Annotated in this window: 17 protein-coding genes; 7 read left to right on the top strand and 10 right to left on the bottom strand. The window is 59.5% G+C overall.

The window, feature by feature from the left end:
• The first annotated feature begins 20 nt into the window (after window positions 1–20).
• The 5 genes from ASN89_RS02220 to ASN89_RS02200 all read left to right on the top strand — a co-directional run bounded on the left by ASN89_RS02220 (window position 21) and on the right by ASN89_RS02200 (window position 3354).
• The gene (locus ASN89_RS02220; RefSeq protein WP_046682742.1) at window positions 21–800 is read left to right on the top strand and encodes a TatD family hydrolase; all 780 of its coding nucleotides are present in this window, start codon (window positions 21–23) and stop codon (window positions 798–800) included.
• A 16-nt stretch (window positions 801–816) separates the two neighbouring features.
• The gene (locus tag ASN89_RS02215; RefSeq protein WP_058048119.1) at window positions 817–1467 is read left to right on the top strand and encodes an ankyrin repeat domain-containing protein; all 651 of its coding nucleotides are present in this window, start codon (window positions 817–819) and stop codon (window positions 1465–1467) included.
• A gap of 253 nt (window positions 1468–1720) precedes the next feature.
• Complete coding sequence (locus ASN89_RS02210; protein ID WP_046682741.1) at window positions 1721–2644, top strand: methyltransferase domain-containing protein; 924 nt, start codon at window positions 1721–1723, stop codon at window positions 2642–2644.
• A gap of 100 nt (window positions 2645–2744) precedes the next feature.
• On the top strand, window positions 2745–2993 hold the full coding sequence (locus ASN89_RS02205) for a hypothetical protein (RefSeq protein WP_034756165.1): 249 nt from the start codon (window positions 2745–2747) through the stop codon (window positions 2991–2993).
• Window positions 2994–3156: 163 nt separating this feature from the next.
• A complete protein-coding gene (locus tag ASN89_RS02200; RefSeq protein WP_046682740.1) occupies window positions 3157–3354 on the top strand; it encodes a hypothetical protein in 198 nt (65 codons plus the stop codon).
• Between the two features lie 57 nt (window positions 3355–3411).
• Here ASN89_RS02200 and ASN89_RS02195 read toward each other — a convergent pair whose 3' ends face one another.
• Window positions 3412–4530 (bottom strand): phospholipase A, encoded by a 1119-nt coding sequence (locus tag ASN89_RS02195; RefSeq protein WP_046682739.1) that lies wholly within the window; start codon window positions 4528–4530, stop codon window positions 3412–3414.
• A gap of 285 nt (window positions 4531–4815) precedes the next feature.
• On the opposite strand from ASN89_RS02195, the gene fusA reads away from it, so the two are divergent.
• A complete protein-coding gene (fusA, locus tag ASN89_RS02190; protein WP_046683072.1) occupies window positions 4816–6924 on the top strand; it encodes an elongation factor G in 2109 nt (702 codons plus the stop codon).
• 97 nt (window positions 6925–7021) lie between these two features.
• Here the strand turns inward: fusA and ASN89_RS02185 are convergent, their stop codons facing one another.
• The 4 genes from ASN89_RS02185 to ASN89_RS02170 are packed head-to-tail and all read right to left on the bottom strand — an operon-like array spanning window position 7022 to window position 11663.
• Window positions 7022–8191 carry an HlyD family efflux transporter periplasmic adaptor subunit gene (locus tag ASN89_RS02185; RefSeq protein WP_058048118.1) on the bottom strand — a complete coding sequence of 390 codons (1170 nt, stop codon included), beginning with the start codon at window positions 8189–8191 and terminating at the stop codon, window positions 7022–7024.
• 21 nt (window positions 8192–8212) lie between these two features.
• Entirely contained in the window at window positions 8213–9637 is a 1425-nt protein-coding gene (locus ASN89_RS02180; protein ID WP_235501828.1) for an efflux transporter outer membrane subunit, read from the bottom strand.
• Between the two features lie 29 nt (window positions 9638–9666).
• A complete protein-coding gene (locus tag ASN89_RS02175; protein ID WP_152988418.1) occupies window positions 9667–11172 on the bottom strand; it encodes a DHA2 family efflux MFS transporter permease subunit in 1506 nt (501 codons plus the stop codon).
• A gap of 56 nt (window positions 11173–11228) precedes the next feature.
• The gene (locus ASN89_RS02170; RefSeq protein ID WP_058048115.1) at window positions 11229–11663 is read right to left on the bottom strand and encodes a MarR family winged helix-turn-helix transcriptional regulator; all 435 of its coding nucleotides are present in this window, start codon (window positions 11661–11663) and stop codon (window positions 11229–11231) included.
• Window positions 11664–11793: 130 nt separating this feature from the next.
• Between ASN89_RS02170 and ASN89_RS02165 the strand changes: the two genes are divergently transcribed.
• Window positions 11794–12324: an SRPBCC family protein gene (locus ASN89_RS02165; protein WP_058048114.1), complete on the top strand. Its 531-nt coding sequence runs from the start codon at window positions 11794–11796 to the stop codon at window positions 12322–12324.
• Window positions 12325–12663: 339 nt separating this feature from the next.
• Here the strand turns inward: ASN89_RS02165 and ASN89_RS02160 are convergent, their stop codons facing one another.
• From ASN89_RS02160 to ASN89_RS02140, 5 genes are all read right to left on the bottom strand, one after another.
• On the bottom strand, window positions 12664–13893 hold the full coding sequence (locus ASN89_RS02160; RefSeq protein ID WP_161911727.1) for a hypothetical protein: 1230 nt from the start codon (window positions 13891–13893) through the stop codon (window positions 12664–12666).
• Window positions 13894–13970: 77 nt separating this feature from the next.
• Window positions 13971–14393 (bottom strand): hypothetical protein, encoded by a 423-nt coding sequence (locus tag ASN89_RS28505; protein WP_152988412.1) that lies wholly within the window; start codon window positions 14391–14393, stop codon window positions 13971–13973.
• Between the two features lie 151 nt (window positions 14394–14544).
• Complete coding sequence (locus ASN89_RS02150) at window positions 14545–14778, bottom strand: hypothetical protein (RefSeq protein ID WP_058048111.1); 234 nt, start codon at window positions 14776–14778, stop codon at window positions 14545–14547.
• Window positions 14779–15066: 288 nt separating this feature from the next.
• Entirely contained in the window at window positions 15067–15588 is a 522-nt protein-coding gene (locus ASN89_RS02145; protein ID WP_058048110.1) for a demethoxyubiquinone hydroxylase family protein, read from the bottom strand.
• Window positions 15589–15600: 12 nt separating this feature from the next.
• On the bottom strand, window positions 15601–16515 hold the full coding sequence (locus ASN89_RS02140; protein WP_058048109.1) for an alpha/beta hydrolase: 915 nt from the start codon (window positions 16513–16515) through the stop codon (window positions 15601–15603).
• Window positions 16516–16568: the final 53 nt, after the last annotated feature.

Genomic DNA, 16568 nt, shown 5'->3' with positions numbered 1-16568 from the left:
CTCCGGTACAATCCCGCCTTATGTATATCGATTCCCATTGCCATATCAATTTCCCCGAGCTGGCTGCTCGCATGCCCGAGATCCTCGCCAAGATGGCCGAGAACAAGGTGACGCACGCGCTGTGCGTGTCCGTCGACTTGCCGGACTTTCCACAGGTGCTGGCCCTGGCCGAGCAGTATCCGCATATCTTTGCGTCCGTCGGCGTGCATCCCGACTACGAAGACACGCCTGAACCGTCCGTGGAAGACCTGGTGCGTCTGGCCGACCACCCGAAGATCATCGCCATCGGCGAGACGGGCCTCGATTATTTCCGCCTGACGGGCGACCTCGAGTGGCAGCGCGAGCGTTTCAGAACTCACATCAAAGCTTCAAGAATCACGCGCAAGCCCTTGATTATTCACACAAGAGCGGCCAGTGAAGACACCATACGCATCATGCGCGAAGAGGGCGCTGGCGTGGCTGACGGCGGCGTGGCCGGCGTCATGCACTGCTTTACGGAATCATTGGAAGTGGCGCGCGCCGCCATCGACATGGGTTTCTATATTTCATTTTCCGGCATCGTCACCTTCAAGAGCGCCAAGGATTTGCAAGCCGTGGCCCTGGAAGTGCCGCTCGAGCGCATCCTTATCGAGACGGATTCGCCGTACCTGGCGCCCGTGCCGTTCCGCGGCCGCATGAACGAGCCGGGCTACGTGGCCCACGTGGCGGAATACCTGTCGACCCTGAAAGGTATCCCGCTGGCCCAGGTGGCGCAGCAGACGACGGACAATTTCTTCAAATTATTCAATCAGTTGCCATAACTTCTTAAGGTCAGACATGATGAAAAAACTCGCCTTCGCGATGCTGCTGTGCTGCGCTGCCGCCAGCCAGGCGGCGCCGGAACCGGATGCCTTCTTCCGCGCCGTGTCCGTCAACAACGCCAGCGGCGTGCGCGACATGCTGGCCGAAGGCATGAACCCGAACCAGCCGGACGCGCAGCGGGGCGACATCCCCCTCGTGCTGGCCTTGCGCGACGATGCGGACCGGGTTTTCAAGCTGCTGCTCGAGGCACCCGGCATCGACATCGAAGCCCGTTCGGCGAACGGCAACACGGCGCTGATGATGGCCGCCTATAAACACAAGCAGGATGCCGTGGAAGCCTTGCTGGCCAAAGGTGCGAAGGTCAACCAGAGCGGCTGGACGGCGCTGCACTATGCGGCCTCGGCGGGCGACTTGCCCATCATGAAGATTTTATTGGACCGCGATGCCGTGGTCGATGCGCGCGCGCCCGCCAACGTCACGCCGCTGATGTTTTCCGCCCGCGAAGGTCAGGAGGGCGCCGTCAAGCTGCTGCTGTCGTGGGGCGCGGACGCCAGCCTGAAAAGCGACCACGGCTGGACGGCCGCGCAGTTCGCCCAGGCCGGCGACAAGCCGGGCGTGGTCGCCATCATCGAAGCGGCGCAGAAGGCGCGCGCATCACGAAAGTAATCTTCTAGCAATATTTTCCATGCCAGCGCTGAAACTGGCATGGAATTGCCTCTCAGCTCAGCCCTTTGTTCTCCCTGCCGATTAACGATAATGATCGTGTCGCATTAATCAGGAGATACGTCGCATGGGCAATCACATCAACGTCAGGCGCCGGCTGTACTGTCGCCGCCCCTCGCGCAGCCCGTGCGATATCACTGCTTTCTGGAATGACAAAACCGATCGGCCATCGGAGCCAGACTCCAAGAGGACAGACATGCTGAATGAACGAGAAATCGAGAGTTGTTACCTGGGGCAATTTATCCCCGTCCATTACCACCACAATATGTTGATGGACCAGAACCGCATGCACGGGTTCAAGTCGGCGATCGATTACGCGGTAAAACCTGGCATGAAAGTGCTGGAGCTGGGCGGCGGCACGGGCGTGCTGTCGTGGTTTGCGGCCGCGCGCGCCGACAAGGTGTGGTGCGTGGAGTTCAATCCGGATATGGTCAAGGAAGCGCGCAAGATGCTGGCGCTCAATCCTAACGGTGAAAAAGTCGAGGTCGTCCATGCGGACGCGTTTGAATACCTGCCGCCAGAGCCCGTCGATGTGGTCATTTGCGAAATGATCCATGTTGGCATGCTGCGCGAAAAACAGGTGGAAGTGATCGAATCGTTCAAGCGCCGCTACCTGGCCCGCTTTGGTGGCCCGCTGCCGATCTTCCTGCCCGAAGCCGTCATCATGGCCGTGCAGCCGATGCAGCAGGAATACGATTTCGAAGGTTTTTATGCGCCCATCGTGCAATTCCAGGAAACCACGGCCATCCATCCTGGCGTGCAGGAACTGGCGCCGCCGTCCGTCTACAGCATCATCGACTTCAGCCAGCCGACGGACAGCGTGTTTGGCTTCGACGGCAAGTTCGTTGTCGAGCGCAGCGGCACCCTGAACGCCTTGCGTTTCGTCACCAAGAACATCCTGGCCGTCGTGCCCGAGCGCTCGACCACCATCGACTGGCTGAACCATTACATGTGCCTGCCGCTGGCCACGCCCATCGCCGTGAAGGCGGGCGACGTGCTGCAGGTGAGCTTCCAGTACCGCGCCGGAGGCTCGATTCCTTCGCTGGAAACGTCGATCCGCGCGCAGGTGATCTATGACGTGAATCTGCAGCCAGTCACGCAGAACGCCGTCTACGCATAAGCATCGTTGATCCAAAGGCAACGCCGCAGCGATTTCGTCCTGCGGCGTTTGTCCATTCAGGGTATATTTCGTCTTTTACCCACAGGACAGCTTTACTATCATGGAACAGATCGATCAGCGTTACCTCGTGCAACAGAACAAAATCAGCGATGGCGAGACCAAGCCGCCCGTGTTTGCCAAGGTAATGCGCAGCAAGGAAGGCGTGTTTGAAGGCGTGTCCTTCATCAAGTCGAAGGACAAGGCCTCGATCCTGACCATCGAAGATGCCAACCAGGCCATCAAATGGGCCACCAGCAAGAAGCCGAACGCGCATGAGTACATCACGAAAGTGATTTGCGTCGGTCAATAAAGGTTTCCACAAGCGCCGCTCATTCCCGTTTTTGCGCCGTTCATCCCCCCAGCACGCAGTTCATCGCATGGCCGTTGCCGCCATGGCGGCGCTTTTATATAGTGCTGTCACGGTAGCGGGGCAAGCACGGCTTGCTCCGCACATTTCATTCTAGGGGGACGCGATGCTGGGATTTGTGCTGTGGCTGCTGCTCTTGCTCGTATGCTGGCCCCTGGCCTTGCTGGCCCTCGTGCTGTATCCGCTGGCCTGGCTGCTGTTGCTGCCATTCCGTTTGATCGGCATCGGCGTGGAAGGCGTGTTCGAATTGCTGCGCGCCATCGTCATGCTGCCGGCCCGCGTGCTGGGCGGCGGCCAGCGATAATATTTCCCATAAAAAATGGCGCCGTCGGCGCCATTTTCGTTTCTGTCACTGTGCTGCTTACAGGTCGACCATGAAACCGGCGCCGATCGATTTCTGCGAATAGTTGTAATCGATCAAGCTTTGACCATAGCCGGAGAACAGTTGCAGATAGCCTTTCAGGTTGGCCTTCAACGGGAAAGCCCAGCTGGCCTGCATGGAGCCATGCTTCTTGCTGAAATTACGGCGGGCCGTCACGGCATACTCGTGGCCCTTGTTGCGGTAGCTCACGCGCAAGTCGCCATGCCCCATGTAATCGGTGATGTCGATATTGTCATTGTCGGTCTTGCCATTGTCGAGGCGGTGCCAGACACGGGCCGTGACGGCCAGATTGTCTTTTTCCATGCCCAGCTCGGCATACACGCGGTTCCAGCTGCGCGACAGGGTCGACGTCTGGCCGTTGGACTGGTGCACGAGGCCCAAGTTCAGGTAATTGAATTCCACGCCCGCGAAATTCTTGTTGATCGGCAAGATCAGCATCAGTTCCGGCTGGTAATTTGTCTCGCGGAACGGGCTCGATGCCTTGCGGTTATACGCTTGCCAGAAACTTTGCTGCGTGTAGCCGAACCACATGTCGATCGGCGTGCCGGCGATGTCTTCCAGCAGCTTCATCTTGAAGCTCAGCTGGAACGTCAATTCCACGTGCTGGCTCTTGATGCCGCCCGGCGTGAAATCCTGGAACGGCTCGTCGTTCGAGGCGTCGCTGTAATTGGCCAGCAGCAGATAGGTGTCGCGGTGCGGGCGGAAGTTGAACAGGCCGCGTTTCGAGGCGTCGTTCAGTTCCCACGATTGCTGTGTGCGCGAAATCGGCGCTTCCGGTGGCGCCGCGCCAGCCTGCGCGATGGCCGGAATGGCGGCGTTGACGGCATCCGGCGTGGCCACGCCAGGCGGACTGACGGGGGTGATGGGGGCGACCTCGGCTGCCGCCGCCAGGGTGACGGCAGCGGTGGCGGAGTCACCGCCGGCGGCGATGGTGGCCTTTTCCGCCGCCTTGGCCAGGGTGTCGAAGCAACCCAGGCGGGCGCTGGCGTCGCCAAGCACGGCGCAACGCTGCATTTGCTGTTCCAGTTCGCCGGCCATGGCCAGCGCCGGCGATGCCAGCAGGGAAGAGAGAATTATTTTTCTTAGTTGGATAGTCATAGGCTGAGTAGGGCATGTCGTTCGGTGCGCACCTGGGCTGCATGCCGGCGGCGTCGCCTTGCATGGCGGGATGCCATGCGTATTGATTTTTATTAATCTTTGTTGAATTAAAGTTCAAAAATTAACGTCTGGGAAGTATAGCCGAAACCGCAATTAGCCTTCGTGTCCCTGACGTGCGCAAGGCGGACAGTGTTGCGCGCTTGGTAAACGGCGGCTGCCGTGCCGGCCAAATCGATGTCTGCTACACTGAAAAACCGGGTACCGGGGCTAGCCATGGAGATTGTGATGACCCGCAAAACACCTATCGAGCGCTACCGCAACATCGGCATCAGCGCCCATATCGACGCCGGCAAGACCACCACCACCGAGCGCATCCTGTTTTATACGGGGGTGAATCACAAGATCGGCGAAGTGCACAATGGCGCCGCCACGATGGACTGGATGGAGCAGGAGCAGGAGCGGGGCATCACCATCACCTCGGCCGCCACCACGGCCTTCTGGAAAGGCATGGCCGGCAACTTCCCGGAACACCGCATCAACATCATCGACACGCCCGGCCACGTGGATTTCACGATCGAGGTCGAGCGCTCGATGCGCGTGCTCGACGGCGCCGTCATGGTCTATGACGCCGTCGGCGGCGTGCAGCCGCAATCGGAAACCGTCTGGCGCCAGGCCAACAAATACCATGTGCCGCGCATCGCCTTCATCAACAAGATGGACCGGGTGGGCGCGGACTTCCTGCGTGTGCGCCAGCAGATCGCCGACCGCCTGAAGGGCGTGGCCGTGCCCATCCAGCTGCCCATCGGCGCCGAAGAGCATTTTACGGGCGTCATCGACCTGTTGAAAATGCGCGCCATCACCTGGGACGACGCCAGCCAGGGCGTGCAGTTCAGCTATGGCGAGATTCCCGCCGAGCTACAGGCACAGGCGCATGAGTGGCACGATCACATGGTCGAACACGCAGCTGAAGCCACGCTGGACATGACGGAGCGCTACCTGAATGGCGACACGTTTACGGAATCGGAGCTGAAACAGGCCTTGCGCGCGCGCACCATCCGCAATGAAATCGTGCCCATGCTGTGCGGCAGCGCCTTTAAAAACAAGGGCGTGCAGGCGATGCTGGACGCCGTCATCGAATACCTGCCGTCGCCGATGGAAGTGCCGCCCATCATGGGACACGACGAGCACGACAATGAGGTGGAGCGCCATCCCACGGACGACGAGCACTTTGCCGCGCTGGCATTCAAGATCATGACGGACCCGTTCGTGGGGCAATTGACGTTCTTCCGCGTGTATTCGGGTGTGGTGAATTCGGGCGACATGGTCTACAACCCCACCAAGAGCGCGCGAGAGCGGCTGGGGCGCATCCTGCAGATGCATGCGAACGAGCGCAAGGAAATCAAGGAAGTGTATGCGGGCGACATTGCCGCCGCCGTGGGCCTGAAAGCCGTGACCACGGGCGACACCCTGTGCGCCATCGACCACGTCATCGTGCTGGAAAAGATGATCTTCCCGGAACCCGTGATTTCGCAGGCGGTCGAACCGAAGACCAAGCCGGACCAGGAAAAGATGGGCATCGCCCTGAACCGCCTGGCACAGGAAGACCCGTCGTTCAGGGTGCATACGGACGAGGAATCGGGCCAGACCATCATGTCGGGCATGGGCGAATTGCACCTGGAAATACTGGTCGACCGCATGCGGCGCGAATTCGGCGTGGAAGCCAATGTCGGCAAGCCGCAAGTGGCTTACCGCGAAACCATCACGCGCGCGGTGGAAGACGTGGAGGGCAAGTTCGTCAAGCAGTCGGGCGGTCGGGGCCAGTACGGCCACGTGGTGCTGAAACTTGAACCTTTGGAGCCGGGCACGGGCTACCAGTTCGTCGACGCCATCAAGGGCGGTGTCGTGCCGCGCGAATTCATTCCCGCCGTCGACAAGGGCATCATTGAAACCTTGAAGTCGGGCGTGCTGGCCGGCTACCCGGTCGTCGACGTGAAGGCGACCTTGACCTTCGGCTCCTACCACGACGTCGATTCGAACGAAAATGCTTTCCGCATGGCCGGCTCCATCGCCTTCAAGGATGGCATGCGCAAAGCCCATCCCGTGTTGCTGGAGCCGATGATGCAGGTGGAGGCGGAAACGCCGGAAGAGTTCATGGGCAACGTCATGGGCGACCTGACGGCCCGCCGCGGCATGGTGCAAGGCGTCGACGACATTCCCGGCGGCGCGGGGCGCATCGTCAAGGCCCTCGTGCCGCTGGCGGAAATGTTCGGCTATTCCACCACCCTGCGTTCGCTGACCCAGGGCCGCGCCACGTACACGATGGAATTCAAACACTATGCCGCCGTGCCCAAGCATATATTGGATCAGGTGGCGGCGGCTGGCAAGGCCAAGTAGGTCGGATTAGGCCCACCGGGCCGTAATCCGACAACATTCTTGGCCGAGGCCGGTGGTGGTGTCGGGTTACGCGCGTTGCGCTAACCCGACCTACGCATCAATTCATCAGGTTTTGCGCAATAATCGCATCGGCCATCTTCTCCGCCTCGTCCACCGGCTGTTCCAGCGCCTTGGTCGTGTAGACGGTGGAGGCCACCATCGGCTGGTCCAAAGTGGCCCCTTCGCCATGGCTGGTGTCGACCGTTACCGTGGTCGACAGGCCGATGCGCAGCGGGTGGGCGGCCAGTTCCTTGGGATCGAGCGTGATGCGCACGGGCACGCGCTGCACCACCTTGATCCAGTTGCCCGTGGCGTTTTGCGCCGGCAAGAGGGAAAATGCGCTGCCCGTGCCGGCCGACATGCCCAGCACCTTGCCGTGATACACCACCTTGCTGCCATACAAATCCGTTTCGATGGTGGCCGCCTGGCCCACGCGGATATTGCGCAATTCGGATTCCTTGAAGTTGGCATCGACCCATAACTGGTCCAGCGGCACGATGGACATCAAGGGCGTGCCCGGTGTCACGTGCGAGCCCAGCTGCACGCTGCGCTTGGCCACATAGCCCGAGACGGGCGCGACCACGGCATTGCGGCGCACGGCCAGCCACGCCTGCAGCACATCGCCCCTGGCGGACAAAATCGCCGGATGGCTGGCCAGGAGTACGCCGGCCACGCCCGATTTGGCCGACTCCGCCTGTCGCTGGGCCACGGTCAAGGCTGCTTTCGCATCATCGACGGCCTGTTTCGCGTGAGCCAGGTCTTCGCCCGAGATCGTCTGGTCCGAGGCCAGCGGCGCGCGGCGCGCCAGGTTGCCCTGCACCGTGGCCAGGGCCAGGCGGCGCTGTTCGATGACGGCGTCGTACTGCGCCACATTCGCATAGCGTTCGCGCTCCTGGCGCACGACGTTGCCAAGGCGTGCCTCGGCCTGGCTCAGGGCCAGGTCCGCATCGATGGCGTTCAGGGTGATCAGGGGCGCGCCCGCCTTGACCATCTGCGTCTCGTCGGCGCGGATGGCGTCGACATTGCCCGTCACTTGCGCGGACAGAGTGACGAGGTTGCCGCCCACGTAGGCGTTATCCGTGACTTCTTCCTTGGCCAGCACCAGCTGATAATAGGCGGCCCAGGCTGCGCCGGCCACGAGGAAGGCGGCCGTGATGGCGATGAGGACGGCCTTGCGCTTGCCCGGCTGTTCGGTTGGGGAGGTCGTTGCTGTGGTATCGCTGCTCATGATGTAGTCCGTAATCGATGGTTATTGTTGTGCGGTGGCGTTGGCGGAAAAATCGCTGCTGCCCCGGTAGCCGCCGCCCAGTGCCACGCTCAGGCTGATTTCCGCGTCCTGGCGCTGGTTTTGCAGCTGCATGCCCAGGTCGACTTGGCCGCGCACGGTCATTTCCGCATTGAGCTGCGTGGCGCGGTCGGCCAATCCCTGTTTCAGCCTGGCATTGGCGTTGCGCAATTGCGCTTCGCTGGCGCGCAGGTTTTCCTGCTGCAGGCGCAACTGGTTTTCCACGCCTTGCACCCTGGCGCCCGCTTGCGCCACGTCGCGCACCACATTGAACACGTTCTGGTTGTAGTCTGCGATCAGTTCATTGCGTTCGCTGCGCGCGCCGGCAAGCTGCGCCTGCAGGCGGCCGCTGTCGAACAGGGGCAGGGACAGGGCCGGGCCGATGAACAGGGTGCGGCTGCCCGATTGCAGCAGCTTGCCCAGCTTGATGGCATCCAGGCCGAACGAGGCGCCCAGGTCGATATCGGGATAGAACGACGCCTGCGCCGCCTCGACATTGCTCATGGCCGCCTGGACTCGCCAGCGCGCGGCCTGCAAGTCGGGGCGGCGCGCCAGCAATTCCATGCCCAGCTTGCCGGGCAGGGCGTGCGGCAGCGGCTGGGCTGCTTTCGGCTGCAGGCCGGCCAGCGCCGTGCTGTCCGCACCGAGCAGGGCGCGCAAGGCTTCGCGTTCCGTGACGATCTGCGTTTCCAGCAGGGCAATTTGTTGCTGCAGCAGGCTCAAGCGAGTTTGCGCGGACAGATGGTCGTCGCTGACACCCAGGCCATGGGCGATGCGCTTTTCCTTGTCTTCCACCAGTTGCTGCTGCAATTTCACCAGCGCATGTAGGTTGTCCATGCGGGCCCAGCCATTTTGCATGCTGAAGTAGTGGCGGGCGATTTCGGCTGCCAGCATCTGCTCCGCCATCGCGTACTCGGCGCGGCGCGCGTTGACTTCACCCAGGCTGGCCGCGATCTGCGCCTTGTGCTTGCCCCACCAGTCGAGGTCGTAATGGGCTTGCGCACCCACGGTGACTTCATTGTAGTAATTGCCGCCGATGGGGGCGGGCATCAGGCCATTGGCCGAATAGCGCTGGCGGTTGGCGCTGGCGTCCAGGTCCAGCCTGGGGCCGCGTTCCGCATGCCGGGTATCGAACGCGGACAGGGCCGAGCCGATGCGGGCGTTGGCCACGTCCAGGCTGGGGCTGGCGGACAGGGCGTTGTCAATCAGCTGGTCCAGCTGAGCGTCCTGGAACTGGCGCCACCATTGAGCGGCGGGCCAGCCTTCGCTGGCCAGGTGGATGTCGGCCGCCAGTTGCGCCTTGGCCAGGTCTTGCTGCGGCAACTGTTGCGCGTCGGGCGGGATGCTGGCGCAGCCGGCCAAAGCCAGACTCAACGTTAATACGCTCAAGGAAAGTTTCATAGGTGTGTGCATGAGGGTTATTCCATGGCCGCGTGGTCGACCACGACAGGCGCATTCTTCTTCGGTGGTTTGATCAGGAGCAAGAGCGGCAGCACGAGGATGGTCAGCCACATCATCAGCCAGAAGTCGTCGAGGTAGGCGATCATCGACGCCTGCCGCGTGATTTCGCCATTCAGCGCCGCCATGCCCGTGCTCGTGCCCAGGTCGAACACCTGGGATATGCCGGGGTCGTGCAAGGCCGGGTTGGCGATATTGATGTGTTCCGTCAAGGACGCATGGGCGATTTGCGTATTGCGCACCAGCAAGGTCTGTACGAGGGCAATGCCGATGCTGCTGCCGATATTGCGCACCAGGCTGTAGATCGCCGTGCCTTCCGCCCGCATCTGCGGCGACAGGGTGGCAAACGTGGCCGCGCTCAGGGGCACGAAGACGAGGCCCAGGCCGATACCCTGGATGATGCCGTTCCACACGACGGTCTTCGGCACCAGGTCCAGGGTGAAATTGGCCATTTGCCAGAGCGAGAACGCTGTAATCGAAAAGCCCACGCCCAGCAGGATGCGCGTGTCGATCCTGCCCGTCAGCTTGCCGACGATCAGCATGGCAAGCATCGTGCCCAGGCCGCTGGGCGCCGTCACCAGACCGGCGATGGCCGCCGGGTAATTCATCAAGCCTTGCAGCATCGACGGCGTCAGTGCGCGCGTGGCGAACAGCACCATGCCGACGATGAAGATGAACAGCAAGCCGCTCACATAGTTGGAGTTCTTCAGCAGCCGGTAGTCGAGGAAGGATTTGCCTGCCGGACGCAAGGCCGTATGCGCAATGAAATAACAGATGCTCATGGCCAGCACGATGGCTTCGATCCACGTTTCCGTCGAAGAAAACCAGTCGTTCTGCTCGCCCCGGTCCAGCAGCATCTGCAGCGCGCCGATGGACAGGCTCAAGGTCGCAAAACCGAACATATCGAAATTCATGCGGCGGTTCGGCGGGTCCTTGCGGATGTAGCGCCAGATGCCATAGAAGGCCATGGCGCCGATGGGGATGTTGATGAAGAAGACCCAGCGCCAGCTGTAGCTGTCCGTCAGCCAGCCGCCCAGTGTCGGTCCCAGGATGGGACCGATCATCACGCCCATGCCCCAGATGGCCATGGCCGAGCCGTGTTTCTCGCGTGGATTGATGTCGAGCAGCACCGCCTGCGACAGCGGCACCAAAGCCGCGCCGAACACGCCTTGCAGCAGGCGCGCTGCGACGATCTCGGACAAGGTGCCGGACAGGCCGCACAGCACGGAGGAGAGCGTAAAGCCGGCCACGGACACGAGAAAGGTATTTTTCTGCCCGAAGCGGTCGCATAGCCAGCCCGTCAGGGGCGTGGCGATGGCGGCGGCGACAATAAACGAGGTCAATACCCAGGTGATCTGGTCTTGCGAGGCTGACAGGCTGCCTTGCATGTGGGGCAGGGCGACGTTGGCGATGGTGCCGTCGAGCGCCTGGATGATGGTGGCGAGCATGATCGAAACCGTGATCATGCGCCGGTTCAAGGTAGGATCTTGCGAGGCGGGAAGGGGCGCTGCCGTCACGGAATTCACGCGAACTTCTCCGTCGCCGCTTGCAGCGCTTCCAGCAGTTCCGTGGCGGCCCGCAGCTGGTCGGGATCGATGCCCTGCAGCAGTTCCTTGCGGAAGCCATCCGCTTCCTTGCGCACGGTGTCATACACCTGCATGCCCGCCTCGGTCAGCACGACGAGTTTTACTCTACGGTCCGTTTCCGATGGCTGGCGCTGCACGAAGCCCGATTTCACAAGCCGGTCCAGCATCGACACCATGGTGGGGTTTTCCACGCCCAGTTGATGGGCCAGCTCGCTTTGCGAGGGTGGCTGGGGCGACTTGGCGATCATGGCGATGCACATCCAGCTTGCTTGTCCCAGGTCCAGGTCTTTCAGGCGCCGGTCGATCGCATGGCGCCAGCCGCGCGCCGTCTTGTGGAGCGCGGCGGAAAAGCGCTCTTCGATAGAAGTCATAAGGTGAGTCGTCTAATGGTTAGGTATCTAACTAATATTCTAGCATGCAGGTTTCAAAGGCGTACAGGCCTTCCCGTTTATTGGCGCCGCTGGTACATTAACAGTCAGCCCATCACCATCAGGAGACAGCATGACGACGGAAAAACAGAAGCAGGACGGACAGCTCCGCGACAGCAGCGACTTTGTCATCACGCAAACTTTCGACGCGCCGCGCGAACTCGTGTTCCGCTCGTGGGTGGAGCCGGAACGTCTGGCGCAATGGTGGGGACCTGTCGGCTTCGAACTGAGCGTGCTGGCGCTGGACCTCAAACCGGGCGGCGTTTTCCATTACGGCATGCGCGCCGACAATGGCTATGAAATGTGGGGAAAATTTACTTACCAGGAGATCGAAGCGCCTGAACGCATCGTTTCCATCCTGTCGTTTGCCGACAAGCAGGGTAACGCCGTGCAGCACCCCGTCAGCGCTACTTGGCCATTGGAATCGTTCAATGTCATGACCTTGAGCGAGGAAAATGGCAAGACGACGATGACGTTACGGTCCACGCCGCACAAGGCGACGGATGAGCAGCATGAGACTTTTGTCGAGGGGCATGAGTCGATGACGCAGGGGTTCAGAGCGACGTTCGCCCAGTTAGCCCAATACCTGGCCCGTGTTCAGTAAGTTCTGATTGAATGGCGGGCCAGAGCAGCGGGCGTGAAAAAATGTCCATGGCTGCGTTGCTTGGGCTCGCCGTACATGCGTACTGTCTTCGCCCGCGCGCCTTGCCCTGGCCATTTTTCAGGCTCGCTGGGCCCGGGGAGCCCTTGCTTGGGGCGCGGGCCTGTTCTTGTTATCGTTGCCAGTTTGCGGTTTAGGAAGGTCTGCATTTTCCCAAACCCGACATTAAATTGGTCCAACTCGCCTGAGTTCGGGTTATTTGTGCAAGTCTGACCAATCTATTCATAGTCGCGCATGGAAAGTAATATTCGAAAAATGTGTGCGATTTCATCTGTCTTGCTGCTAAGGACTGTAGAACTGGCAAAGGCGTCCATTTGGATCGATCCTTAAGATGAAGTAATCGCCATTGAAGAGTACTGCCATGCGACCTGATCTGACAAATTCTCCCGAGTTCGTCTCGAAGTGAAGAGCAAGCTCTTCGCGAATACTATCTAAGACTTTCTCGATCAGATTCTTAAGGTCCGTAAGCTCATAAGGAAGGACCGTCTTTCCCTTAAAATTACCAACCTGATAGGCATCTATGTGTCGCATTACGATGTGCAGGTAGGATTGCAAATCCCAGAAGACTTGCTTTTTCCCGTGCATTAGAACAGACGGGTTAAACCCGATGGCGTTAGCAAGTATCCTTTTCGCAGCATCACTTTCTAACGTCAATGACTGGCCTCCTAATTTTGCTCTCTCAAGCTCAGCGCAGACAGCGCCAATTGCCGCTACTCGCTTAACGAATTCGTAGCTAGCTTTGGCTTCTAACTCTTCCTTGGATAGAGCATTTCGTGCAGCTTTTGCGTTTAACGATGCAAGTTGAATGTTGACGTTCTCGCTTGCAGACTTCACGGTAAAGCCAAAAGTTTCTAGGACGCGACTATCGATTGTATTGTTTCGCATGCCCAGCATTGTCCCGACTAGGTCTTCTTTTTCATAATCGATCAACGCAGTTCCGCCGTTATGTTTCATGACTAGATAATTTACTAGCAGCTTCTGTGCGTCTATCTTTGAAGTGTCAACTTCAACTAAAACAATGTTCGGCACAATCTTCTTGCCTGTTGGGTGACGGAGCGTCTGGCGGTTAAAGGTTGCGTAAGAGATCTTAAGGAGATCCTTGATAGTGACGCCCTTGTACTTTAAAGTCTTTCTTTGTTGAATACTTAGCGCAGGATCTCGGCAGTCTATGCGTAAAACCGCTAGATCGTTAAAAGATGAGTTACTGTTATCAAGCTCGTCTGTTTTCTCGTTCATGTCAACTTTGTTGAGCAGAACCCCGGTGACCATGTATCCGTAGTCAGTTTCAGCTTTGCTGTTATGCCGAAACATAAAACAGGTCATGTTCCTTTCAATACCAATCATTTCATGCAGGTCGCATAGGTGAAAATTCCTCCCCGCAACTTCAACTCCAGGTATACCTATTGATTGCAAGTCTGTTATTTCGTATGTACCAATCAATGCATTCTCCAGTACTGCTTCGATAGATGATCGCCAAGTTGGAAGACTCTTCTCAATATGTCGAATTTTCAATCGAAAGGCTGTTTTTGGCCGGTGACAGATCTTGGTTGCTTCCGCTGCAAGTCAAACCTTGGCGATTGGACGGATAGTTAGTCATCCAAGCCACCGTCGTCGATTGTTATCGGTATGCCAAATAAGGCTGCTAGTTTAGCTGTATTGCTCTGTAGCCAGAGCAATGCATCCTCATTGAAACGGTCCGCCGCGAAAAGAACCACAGAGCTGCGGTTTTCCCGCAACTTTACCTCAAAGGAAACAAAGCCGGGACCCTTCGCCCTGCGCATGAAGCAAACCGATAATGCCTCTATGTGCTCAACGTCAATCGAGATTGCCTGGTTATTTCTGGCTATCCCGATGGAATTCGAACTACCGTCCCTCCACCCGGTTAAATACCAGGACTTGGCATTTGCGCTGAGTTCGGCCACGCGCGGTGGAGCGCCATCGTGATTGCTGCGGCCGGGAGGAATCGTGAATGGCCAGGAAAAGCTTTCGTCGAGAATTTCTACTTGTATCATGCATGGTCCCAAACCGGAATAATGGTAATGAATAAATTCGCGTGCATCGCCTCGCTGTCAGCATCGATCAGCATGCATGCGGCGTAGCCTGGCAGGGCGTCGTCGACGTCGTACACTAATTGCATCTGCAGACTGGCCACGCGAGGAAATGTTACGACGTATCGCGCTCGTGGCAGATCAGGGACGCATAGTAGGCCTTGGGCCCCTTGTTCTTGATCGCCACTTCGCGCAGTTCATGTGCAAAACCAATATAGTCGGTCAGCGTGCAGCGGTTGTCGCGGGCGAACTGTTCCAGCTCCTGCTTGATGGCGGCTGAGGCAAACGAGGTGTACTCCGCAAGCAGCAGGCAGGTGAACGCGTGACGGACATTGACAGGTTTCAGCATGTGTTTATGTCGGATTTTCATAAATGGTCAAGATGGCACTGGCTTCAATAACTCAGGCTTCGATATGGCGTATAGGTACGCTGTGCAGCAGGGCTGCCTCGTACACGCGTTTTGCCAAGTCTTCATCTTTATTTCTTGCGGACATGCGTTCTCGTGCCGATCCGCCAGGCACGGAGAACTGCAAAGACAGCGTGATATTGTTGCCTGCGATGTGCGTGAATTCCCAGCCTGGCTGAGAACCGTCCTATAGATATTGATGCTGTTGCAGGCCGTCGTGTTTCCTCATGATTAAAGGCGCATTCCCAACCAGATCACCGATTCCGTGGCGCCGGACACCATAGCGCTCAGCATGCGTCCGAACATCCCGCTGCCTTGCGTGCGGGTCGATGCCTGGTCGTGATGTTCCTGTTCGTCCCTGAGGATCGCTCTAATGGCATTTGTCGCGTCATCGTCGTCGCCCAACATGGCGAGTTGGTGCCGCAGATGCTGGAGGACTACCCGTTCGACGGCCACGGTCGTCAGCGAGATCGCGCGTGCGCCGCACAGCCCTGTGGCGATACCCAACGCATAGCCGCCAATCGCACACAGGTAATAGCTGCGGCAGCGCGGCAAGCCACGGCGCTTGAGAACGTTGTGAAATATCGTGCGGTGTTCCAGTTCATGCGTCCTGAAGGCGCGCAGTTCCTGGACGAGATGGCTTGCGGTCAGACGGGCTATGAAAATCTGGCCCGTATAAATACTGATGGCTCCTTGCTCTCCCGCATGGTTCACCTTCATTGCCCGGTTCGAAAACTGCGTATTTGCATGCATTGATCGTGTACCTTATTGGCTCTTGTCGTCCGTCATCCCCAGCATCCCACGCACCACCGGCAAAATCATCCCCCAAGCATTCGACGTCGCCGCAATCTCGTCGTAATGGCTTGCCCCCGGCAAAATCAGCACCTCCGCATGGTCGCCAGCCAGCTTGGCCTTGGCCGCATAGTCGTGCGCCACGCGGGGAGGGGAGATGGTGTCGAGTTCGCCCGTGGCCAGTACGGTATGGCTGCCGTTGGGGATCAGGTCGGCGGCGTTGGTGTCGCTGTAGATGTCGGGGCGCGTTGCGCTGGGCTGGCCTGCCAGCTGGGCGATGTCGCGCTCGCAGCTGGTCTTGATCAATTCCTTTTCATGGCGCAGGTCGGCCAGGCCGCCCAGGCTGACAATGTTTTTCACTGGCAGGTAGTTGTCGCGGTAGAGGGGACTGGTCCTGGGCAGTTTTTCCCGTCCGGCGATCCATTGCACCAGCTGGCCGCCGGCCGAGTGGCCCATGGCGACGATGCGGTTCACGTCCAGCTGGTATTGGGGCGCGTGCTGCTGCAGGCTGTCGAGCGCCGCGTGCATGTCTTCATAGGTGCCGGGATAGCCGCCGCCCGGCTCGTCCACCCGCCGATACTCGACATTCCACACGGCGATGCCTTGCGCGACGAGGGCGCCGGCCACGTTGCGCATCTGCTTGATGCCGCCGAAGGCCACCGTCCAGCAGCCGCCATGCACGAGCACGACGACGGGGAACGGTCCCGTGCCTGCCGGCCGGAACAGCTGCGCGTATTGCGATGGCGCGGGGCCATAGGCGATCTGCGCCGTGGGCGGAGGGCCGTTCAGGGCCAGGTAGTCGTCCAGGCTCATGGGGGCGGCGACGGCGCCGTGGACAGAGGCGAGCAGGGCGGTGGCGATCAGGGAGGAGGGCAAGGAAGTAGGCATGCTGGGTTTCGCTTGAGAAGAGAGCAACACTTTAGCATAGGGCCGCACGGTCG

The organism is Janthinobacterium sp. Ant5-2-1 (genome assembly GCF_001445815.1).
In the GTDB taxonomy this organism is placed as follows: Bacteria; Pseudomonadota; Gammaproteobacteria; order Burkholderiales; family Burkholderiaceae_D; genus Janthinobacterium; species Janthinobacterium lividum_E.
The sequence above is the reverse complement of the archived record's forward strand: the minus strand, read 5'-3'. Positions and strand labels throughout refer to the sequence as shown.

Bases quoted from the DNA above. Each gene is read 5' to 3' on its own strand.
- ASN89_RS02215 (WP_058048119.1), top strand. From the start codon at position 817: ATGATGAAAAAACTCGCCTTCGCGATGCTGCTGTGCTGCGCTGCCGCC.
- ASN89_RS02175 (WP_152988418.1), bottom strand. From the start codon at position 11,172: ATGATCACGGTTTCGATCATGCTCGCCACCATCATCCAGGCGCTCGAC.
- ASN89_RS02185 (WP_058048118.1), bottom strand. From the start codon at position 8,191: ATGAGCAGCGATACCACAGCAACGACCTCCCCAACCGAACAGCCGGGC.
- ASN89_RS28505 (WP_152988412.1), bottom strand. From the start codon at position 14,393: ATGATACAAGTAGAAATTCTCGACGAAAGCTTTTCCTGGCCATTCACG.
- ASN89_RS02170 (WP_058048115.1), bottom strand. From the start codon at position 11,663: ATGACTTCTATCGAAGAGCGCTTTTCCGCCGCGCTCCACAAGACGGCG.
- ASN89_RS02165 (WP_058048114.1), top strand. From the start codon at position 11,794: ATGACGACGGAAAAACAGAAGCAGGACGGACAGCTCCGCGACAGCAGC.
- ASN89_RS02210 (WP_046682741.1), top strand. From the start codon at position 1,721: ATGCTGAATGAACGAGAAATCGAGAGTTGTTACCTGGGGCAATTTATC.
- ASN89_RS02205 (WP_034756165.1), top strand. From the start codon at position 2,745: ATGGAACAGATCGATCAGCGTTACCTCGTGCAACAGAACAAAATCAGC.
- ASN89_RS02220 (WP_046682742.1), top strand. From the start codon at position 21: ATGTATATCGATTCCCATTGCCATATCAATTTCCCCGAGCTGGCTGCT.
- ASN89_RS02195 (WP_046682739.1), bottom strand. From the start codon at position 4,530: ATGACTATCCAACTAAGAAAAATAATTCTCTCTTCCCTGCTGGCATCG.
- ASN89_RS02150 (WP_058048111.1), bottom strand. From the start codon at position 14,778: ATGCTGAAACCTGTCAATGTCCGTCACGCGTTCACCTGCCTGCTGCTT.
- ASN89_RS02145 (WP_058048110.1), bottom strand. From the start codon at position 15,588: ATGCATGCAAATACGCAGTTTTCGAACCGGGCAATGAAGGTGAACCAT.
- fusA (WP_046683072.1), top strand. From the start codon at position 4,816: ATGACCCGCAAAACACCTATCGAGCGCTACCGCAACATCGGCATCAGC.
- ASN89_RS02140 (WP_058048109.1), bottom strand. From the start codon at position 16,515: ATGCCTACTTCCTTGCCCTCCTCCCTGATCGCCACCGCCCTGCTCGCC.
- ASN89_RS02200 (WP_046682740.1), top strand. From the start codon at position 3,157: ATGCTGGGATTTGTGCTGTGGCTGCTGCTCTTGCTCGTATGCTGGCCC.